6 protein-coding genes are annotated in these 8561 nt (G+C 69.5%); 5 read left to right on the top strand and 1 reads right to left on the bottom strand.

Going from position 1 to position 8561, the window contains the following annotated elements:
- A partial coding sequence (locus AC2VOR_RS07275; RefSeq protein ID WP_486963489.1) for a GH92 family glycosyl hydrolase occupies positions 1-2311 on the top strand: 2311 nt, incomplete at its 5' end.
- Positions 2312-2338: 27 nt separating this feature from the next.
- On the opposite strand, the gene AC2VOR_RS07270 is transcribed toward AC2VOR_RS07275, so the two are convergent.
- Positions 2339-4729: a lysylphosphatidylglycerol synthase domain-containing protein gene (locus tag AC2VOR_RS07270; protein WP_486963488.1), complete on the bottom strand. Its 2391-nt coding sequence runs from the start codon at positions 4727-4729 to the stop codon at positions 2339-2341.
- Positions 4730-4930: 201 nt separating this feature from the next.
- On the opposite strand from AC2VOR_RS07270, the gene AC2VOR_RS07265 reads away from it, so the two are divergent.
- Genes AC2VOR_RS07265 through AC2VOR_RS07250 form a run of 4 tightly spaced genes read left to right on the top strand, consistent with a single transcriptional unit; the run spans position 4931 to position 8537 of the window.
- Complete coding sequence (locus tag AC2VOR_RS07265; RefSeq protein WP_486963487.1) at positions 4931-5653, top strand: FadR/GntR family transcriptional regulator; 723 nt, start codon at positions 4931-4933, stop codon at positions 5651-5653.
- Positions 5650-6447 (top strand): MlaE family ABC transporter permease, encoded by a 798-nt coding sequence (locus AC2VOR_RS07260; protein ID WP_369740722.1) that lies wholly within the window; start codon positions 5650-5652, stop codon positions 6445-6447. Before AC2VOR_RS07265 ends, AC2VOR_RS07260 begins: the two co-directional genes overlap by 4 nt.
- 1 nt (position 6448) lies before the next feature.
- Entirely contained in the window at positions 6449-7318 is an 870-nt protein-coding gene (locus tag AC2VOR_RS07255; protein WP_486963486.1) for an ABC transporter permease, read from the top strand.
- A 4-nt stretch (positions 7319-7322) separates the two neighbouring features.
- Positions 7323-8537, top strand: a complete 1215-nt coding sequence (locus AC2VOR_RS07250) for an MCE family protein (RefSeq protein ID WP_486963485.1) — start codon at positions 7323-7325, stop codon at positions 8535-8537.
- Positions 8538-8561 lie beyond the last annotated feature (24 nt).

Here is an 8561-nt window from a genome sequence, read left to right as displayed (position 1 = left end):
CGCCTTCGGCGACATCTCGATGCTGCCGACCACCACCGCGCTCGGCTCGCAGCCGTGGAACGCCTGGGAGACGATCGCCCACGACGACACCGAGGTCGGCGAGCCGGGCTACTACCGGGTGCGGTTCCCCGACACCGGGGTGAGCGCCGAACTGACCGCCACCACCCGCACCGGGGTCGGCCGGTTCAGCTACCCGCACAACGGCCGGCCCGCCCTGTTCCACGTGCGCTCCGGCGCGTCGCTGGCCGGCAACTCCCGCGCGGCCATCCAGATCGGCGAGGACAACACCACGATCACCGGATGGGCGACCAGTGGCGGGTTCTGCGGCAAAAACAACACCTACACCGTGTACTTCGCGATGAAGTTCAACCGACCGTTCCTTTCCTACGGCACCTGGGACGGCTACTGGATCTATGCCGGCGCCCGCGGCGCCGCGTCGCCCTACAGCGGGGGTTACGTGGAGTTCCCCGCCGGCTCGCAGATCGAGGTGCGGACCGCGATCTCCTACGTCAGCATCGACGGGGCCAGGGCGAACCTGGAAGCCGAGAACGTGGACGGCTTCGACGGGATCCGCGCCGCCGCCGCGTCACAGTGGAACGCCACGCTGTCCCGAATCGCCGTGGCCGGCAACAACCCCGACAATCTGGAGACCTTCTACACCGCGCTCTACCACTCGCTGCTGCACCCCAACACCTTCAACGACGCCGACGGGCGCTACCTCGGCTTCGACGGCGCCATCCACACCGTGCCCGACGGGCACACCCAGTACGCGAACTTCTCCGACTGGGACACCTACCGGTGTCTGGCGGCCCTGCAGGCGCTGCTCTTCCCGCAGCGGGCAAGCGACATGGCCCAATCGCTGATCAACGACGCCACGCAGAGCGGGGCGCTGCCGCGCTGGGCGCTGGCCAATTCCGCGACCGGGGAGATGACCGGGGACAGCGTCGTGCCGCTGATCGCCAACCTCAATGCCTACGGCGCCGAGAACTTCGACCGCGCAACGGCATTGCGGTACATGGTGCACGCGGCGACCAAGGGCGGGGTGGGCCTCAACGGCTACGTGGAGCGGCCGGGCATCGCCACCTACCTGGCGCTGCGGTACGCGCCGTTCACCCTGGAATTCCGCACCGGCGGCCGCATCGCCGACGCCTCGATCACGCTGGAGTGGTCGATCGACGACTTCGCCATCTCCCGCTTCGCGGACGCGCTCGGGGACACCGCGACCGCCGCCGAATTCCAGGCCCGGGCGCAGTACTGGCAGAACCTGTTCAACCCCAGCACCCGCTACATCTCGCCCCGCAGCCCGATGGGGTTCTTCAGCGGGGGACCGGGATTCGTCGACTCCGAGGGCTTCGGCCAGGACGGGTACGACGAGGGCAACGCCGAACAATACGTCTGGTCGGTGCCGCACAACGTCGCCGGCCTGGTGACCGCCCTCGGCGGACGCAACCAGGTGGCCGGTCGGCTCGACCGCTTCACCCGCAAACTCAACGTCGGCCCCAACGAGCCCTACCTGTGGGCCGGCAACGAGCCAAGCTTCGGGGTGCCGTGGCTGTACAACTACGTCGGGCAGCCCTGGAAGACTCAGCTCACGGTCGACCGGGTGCGCGGGCTCTACGGCCCGACGCCCGACGGCGCGCCGGGCAACGACGACCTGGGCGCGCTGTCCAGCTGGTACGTGTGGGCCGCGCTCGGGCTGTATCCGGCCATCCCGGCGGTGCCGGTGCTCAGCGTGGGCGCGCCGTTGTTCGACCGGGCCGTGATCGGGCTCCCGGGTGGCAAGTCGATCCGGATGACCGCACCGGGCGCCTCCGGGCCCAGCCACCTGAAGTACATCAGCGGCCTGCGCGTGGACGGCCGGGCCACCGACCACACGTTTCTTCCGGAGTCGATCATCCGCACCGGCGGCGACCTGGCATTCTCGCTCGCCACCTACCCCGACAAGCGTTGGGGGACAAGCGTATCCAGCGCCGGGCCGTCGTTCGGCACGGGCGCTTCGGCGGTGACCGCGAACGTCCCGCGGCCCGCGGTCACGATCGCGCCGGGAAGCACCGGCACGGTGAAGGTCGAGCTGCAGCGCATGACCGACGGCCCCGGCGGCTACACCGTCACCGGCGTCTCGCCCGAGCCGGGGATCGCACCGTCACGGTCGTTCGGCGAGTTCGGCCCCGACGGATCGGCCACCGCCAGCGTCGCGATCACCCTGACACCGGAGGTCCCCGAGGACTACTACCCGGTCTTTCTCACCACCACGGTCGGCGCAAGCGTGCGGCGCTCGATGGTGCTGGTGGTGGCCGCCGGTTCCGAATAGGTATGCGGCCCAGCGCCATCGGCGCCTTTAGATCAACTCGTGGCTGGTCAGCCAGCGCATCACCGGCCAGCCGACGAACACCGGCAACCAGCAGGTGAGCACCCGGTAGAGCAGCACCGACGGCACGCCGATGGCCGCGGGCACGCCGAACGCGGCCAGACCACCGATCAGCGCCGCCTCCACCGCCCCGACGCCGCCGGGTGTCGGTGCCGCGGAGGCCAGCGTCCCGCCGACCATCGTCACCACCGTGACGCTGACGAACGACGCGCCGCCGCCGAAGGCCTCGATGCTGGCCCACAGCGCCAACGCGGCGCCGAGAGTCGTTCCGGCACAGCCGAGCACGATCAGCCCCAGGCGTTTGGGCTCGCGGGCGACATCGACGAGGTCGGCGCCCAACTCCTGCAGCTTGGGGCGCACGTCCGTGGCCAGCCAGCGCCGCAGCTTGGGCACGAACAGGAACGTGCCCGCGATGCCCAGCGCCACGCCCGCGATCAGGTACAGGACGGTGGCGGTCGGGACGAAGTGGGAAAGGTCCGTCGACGCACCGGCCAGGGTGCTGAACAGAATGAGCAACGCCAGGTGCATGATCACCTGCACCGATTGCTGCAGCGCCACCGCCGTGGTGGCGCGCACCGCCGACAGCCCGCCGCCCTTTTGCAGGTAACGGGTGCTGAGCGCCAGTCCACCGACGCCGGCGGGCGTGGTGGTGGCGGCGAAGGTGTTGGCCACCTGCGCGACCGACAGCTTCCAGAAGTTCACCGACTCGTCGGCGCTCGCCCACAGGGCGGCCGCCGCGCCCACGTAGGTCAGCGCCGAGATCAGCAGCCCCAGCAGCGCCCACCACCAGTTCGCGGTCCTCAACTCGGAGAAGAACGTGGGCACGGTGCTGATGAAGGGGTAGGCGACATAGACGAGCGCCCCGAACAGCACCAGCTGGATGATCTGGCCGCGGGTGAACCGGGTGATGGTTTCGGTTTTGATCTGGTCGGCGCCCGTTTGCCGCTTGACCTCGGCACGTGCGCTGGAGATGGTGGCGCCGGCGTTCGGCAGCGACTTCCGAAGCCGTTTGGGCACAGCGATTTTGGTGAGCCTGCGCGAGGCGGTCAGGATGGCGTCCTCGCCGAAGGCGCCGATCGCGGCGCCGACCGCGGACTCCGCGTCGAACAGCGCCGTCGTGGTGACCAGGAGTTGGGCCAGGTCGGACTGGAACTGCGCGTCGGTGGCGCCGTACTCGGCGGCGCCGAACCCGCCGAACAGCACCGCGCCGTCGGCCACCGTGATCTCGCGGCCGCGCAGATCCCCGTGGGAGATCTGATGGTCGTGCAGCGTGCGCAGCGCCTCCCACACCCGCGCGACCGGGACCTCGGGCGCGCACTCGTCGAGCGTCCTACCGCGAACGGGGTTGTGGGCGTAAAGCATCCAGTCGCGCGCCAGCGGCGTCACGGCGATCGTCGAGGTGTTGGCGACGCCCGCGTCGCCGATGGCGATTGACATCAGGGCGCGGTGTTCCACGGCGCGGCGCATCGAGGCCACCAGGGGCGCGGTCTCGTTGTCGCGCAGCCGCACCTTGCGCCAGATCTGGCGCAGTGCGCCGCCGCTGCGCTGATGGGGCCCGTAGAGCTCCATCACCGCCGAGGCCGCGGCCGCCGAGTCGGCATTGGCCGACGCGGCGCGCAGGACCAGCGGCCCGGCGCCGGCCGGTCGGACCACGGTCAGCTGCGACACGAAGAACCCGCGCCGGGCCATCGCCCGGACCGCGCTGTCGAGCGGCACCTCGAGGGCGGGGGTGCCGACGGCCAGCACCACCAGCGCCCCGACCAGCCACCCGACGGCCAGCCCCAGCAGCGAACGCGCCGGCACTATCGCGCTGATGACGAGGTGGATCGGTACGAAGGCGAGCAGCAGCGCCCACCACCAGCGCCGCCAGCGCGCCGGCAGCCAGGGGCCCGAGACCGTCAGCACCGCCGCCAGCATCGCGATCCACCGCGGATCGTCGAGGAACTGGGCGGGCATCGTGGTGAGCCGGTCGGACAACTCGAAGTGCCATCGGGGTGCCGCGATGTGGTTGCTGCTGATCGACAGCAGGACGACGGAGACTATCCCGGCCCCCGCGTAGGCGCCCAACAGCTTCCACTGCCGGGAGAAGATCAGGCCCATCAGGATCACGAACGGCAGCGCCACGATCGCGAATCCGTACACCAGGTAGACCGCGTCGGACTGCGCGGGCGACAACACCCCGACGATCTGGGAGACGGACCTCTCGAGCGAGACCCAGTCGGGCCGGGTGATCAGCGAACTCGTGATCACGGTGGCAAGGAACAACGCGGCCAGGGCCAGTCGCAGGATGTCGTTGGTCCGCCGGATCAGCGGTTGCAGCAAGTTGCCGGAAACACCGATGTCGCACCCGTCAACTCGCATGCTTCAAGTGTCCCTTGAGATCCTTCGGATCAGCGCCGCACGCGCGGCAGCCCGGCGTCAGGGTAACCCGCCCCGCAAACCGGACTGCCGGGCGAGGATGCCTTCGGCGGCCGCGCGACCGCACGGGTTCGGGCCCGCCCGTCCGGCGACACGCTGGTCTTACCACTTGACGTCTGGCCAACTGGCCCACAGACTTGCCGCATGGCGCTGCAACCGGTGATTCGCCGCTCGGTGCCCGAAGAGGTCTTCGAGCAGATCGCCGCCGACGTGTTGAGCGGGGAGATGCAGCCCGGTGCGGCCCTGCCCAGTGAGCGCCGGCTCGCCGAGGTGCTGGGCGTATCGCGGCCCGCCGTCCGCGAGGCGCTCAAGCGGCTCTCGGCGGCCGGGCTGGTCGACGTGCGCCAGGGCGGCGTCACCACGGTGCGCGACTTCCGGCAGCACGCGGGCCTGGACCTGTTGCCGCGGTTGCTGTTTCGCAACGGCGAGCTCGACGGCGCGGTCTTCCGCAGCATCCTCGAGGCCCGGCTGCGCAACGGTCCGAAGGTCGCCGAGCTGGCGGCCGAACGACACGGGCCCGACCTGGCGGGGCTGCTCGAGAACTCGCTGCGCGCCCTCGAGTCGGAGCCGGACCCGCTCGAGTGGCAACGCCGTGCGCTCTCGTTCTGGGACCATGTGGTCGACAGCGCCGGATCGATCGTGTTCCGGTTGATGTACAACGCGTTTCGCGCCGCATACGAGCCGGCGATCGCCGCCGTGGCCCCGGGGCTGACCGCCGAAGGTAACCGCCCGGAGATCTACCGGGCCCTGGCCGATGCGATCTGCGCCGGCGACGGGCCCGGCGCGAAGGACGCCGCCCACCACGCGCTGGAACTGGCGAATGCGGCCCTGCTGGACGCACTCGAGCGCCGGGGGAAGCGGCAGTGAGCACCCCCGCGGTGATCACCACTTACCTGCGCGGCCAGATCCAGCCGGGAGTCGACGCCGTCGGCGGATTCTTCCGGACCTGCGTGCTGACCGGTAAAGCGCTGTTCCGGAGGCCCTTTCAGTGGCGCGAGACGATCGAGCAGGGCTGGTTCATCACCAGTGTGTCGCTGCTGCCGACCCTCGCGGTCGCGATTCCGCTGACCGTGCTCATCATCTTCACGCTCAACATCCTGCTGGCCGAGTTCGGAGCCGCCGACATCTCCGGTGCGGGCGCGGCGCTGGGCGCGGTCACCCAACTGGGCCCGCTGACCACCGTGCTCGTGATCGCCGGCGCCGGGTCCACGGCGATCTGCGCGGACCTGGGCGCCCGCACCATCCGCGAGGAGATCGACGCGATGGAGGTCCTCGGCATCGACCCCATCCACCGGCTGGTGGTGCCCCGCGTCGTCGCCGCGACCATCGTCGCGACCCTGCTCAACGGTGCGGTGATCACCATCGGCCTGGTCGGCGGTTTCATCTTCGGCGTTTACATCCAACACGTTTCGGCGGGCGCCTACGTCGGCACCCTCACCCTGGTCACCGGCCTGCCCGAGGTGGTCATCTCGGTGGTCAAGTCGGCGACGTTCGGAACGATCGCCGGGCTGGTGGGCTGCTACCGCGGCCTGACCACCAAGGGCGGTCCCAAGGGCGTCGGCATCGCCGTCAACGAGACGCTGGTGCTGTGCGTGATCGCGCTGTTCGCGGTCAACGTGGTGCTGACGACGATCGGTGTCCGGTTCGGAACGGGGCGCTGAGATGTCCACCGGTGTCGTCGCACGGGGCCGCTTCCCGCGCACCGCGGCCACCATCGGGCGCTACGGAGGCGGCACGGCGCGCCGGTTCGAGCGGATCGGGATCTTCGCGCGGTTCACCCGGATCAGCGTCTGGCAGATCGGGTGGGCGCTGCGCCGCTATCACCGGGAGACGCTGCGGCTGATCGCCGAGATCGGTATGGGAACCGGTGCGATGGCGATCGTGGGTGGCACGGTCGCCATCATCGGGTTCGTGACGCTGTCCGGCGGATCGCTGATCGCCATCCAGGGCTTCGCGTCGCTGGGCAACATCGGTGTCGAGGCGTTCACCGGATTCTTTGCCGCACTGGCCAACACGCGCGTCGCCGCGCCCATCATCTCCGGCGTCGCGCTGGCCGCCACGGTCGGCGCCGGCGCCACCGCGCAGTTGGGTGCCATGCGGATCAGCGAGGAGATCGACGCGCTGGAAGTCATGGGCATCAAGTCGATCTCGTTTCTGGTCTCGACCCGGATCCTGGGCGGGCTGGTGGTGATCGTGCCGTTGTACGCGCTGGCCCTCGACATGGCCTTCACCTCCGGGCAACTCGTCACGACGGTGTTCTACGGCCAGTCCAACGGCACCTACGAGCACTACTTCCGCACCTTCCTGCGACCCGAGGACGTGGGCTGGTCGGTGCTCGAGGTCGTCATCATGGCGGTGGTGGTGATGATCACCCACTGCTACTACGGCTACACCGCCAGCGGCGGGCCGGTCGGGGTCGGTCAGGCCGTCGGCCGCTCGATGCGCTTCTCCCTGGTATCGGTGGTGGTCGTGGTCCTGCTGGCCCAGTTGGCGCTCTACGGCGTCGACCCGAACTTCAACCTCACGGTGTGAGGCCATGACGACGCCGGCGATGCGGACCGACCGACGCGTGTGGCTGTATGTGGAGGCCGTGGTCCTGCTGTCGGTGTGCGGACTGGTTCTGGCATTGGTGTACATGCAGTTTCGTGGCGACTTCACACCCAAGACGGAGCTGACGATGGTGGCGTCGCGGGCGGGGCTGGTGATGGAACCGGGGGCGAAGGTCACCTACAACGGGGTGGCGATCGGCCGGGTGGCCGACATCTCGGAGATCGAACGTGACGGCAGACCGGCGGCCAGGCTGCTGCTGAACGTGAACCCCCGCTATGTCGAGCTGATCCCGGCCAACGTGGTGGCCAACATCGAGGCGGCCACCCTATTCGGCAACAAGTACGTGGCGTTGAGCTCGCCCAAGAACCCGAATCCGCAGCATATCTCGGCGCACGACGTCATCGACGTGCGGTCGGTGACGACCGAGTTCAACACGTTGTTCGAATCGGTCACCTCGCTCGCGGAGAAGGTCGACCCCGTCGAGCTGAACGCGACGCTGTCCGCGCTGGCGCAGGCGCTCAACGGGCTGGGCGACAAGTTCGGGGAGTCGCTGGTCAACGGCAACCAGATTCTGGCGCAGCTGAATCCGCGCATGCCCGCGTTCCGGCACGACGTGCGGCGGTTGGCGGACCTGGCCGACGTCTACGCCGGCGCCTCGCCCGACCTGTGGGGCTTTTTGCGGAACGCGGTGACCACCGCGCAAACACTGACCCGACAGCAGAACGATCTGGACGCGGCGCTGATGGCGGCGGTCGGGGTGGGGCGCAACGGCGAAGAAATCTTCGCCCGGGGCGGGCCGTACCTGACGCGCGCGGCAGCCGATCTGGTGCCCACGGCGCGGCTGCTCGACACCTACAGCCCCGAACTGCTCTGCACCATCCGCAACTTTCACGACGCCGCACCCAAAGTCGCCCACGCCGCCGGCGGCAACGGCTATTCGCTGGCGGCCGCCGGAACCATCGTCGGGGCACCCAATCCGTATGTCTATCCGGACAACCTGCCGCGGGTCAACGCACGCGGCGGGCCCGGCGGCGAGCCGGGCTGCTGGCAGACCATCACCCGCGACCTGTGGCCGGCGCCGTATCTGGTGATGGACACCGGCGCCAGCGTCGCGCCGTACAACCACTTGGAGCTCGGCCAGCCGATGTTCACCGAATACGTCTGGGGCCGCCAATACGGGGAGAACACGATCAACCCATGAGAACCACCGGCACAGCGATCAAAC

This window comes from Mycobacterium sp. TH-M103 (assembly GCF_057473785.1).
The sequence above is the reverse complement of the archived record's forward strand: the minus strand, read 5'-3'. Positions and strand labels throughout refer to the sequence as shown.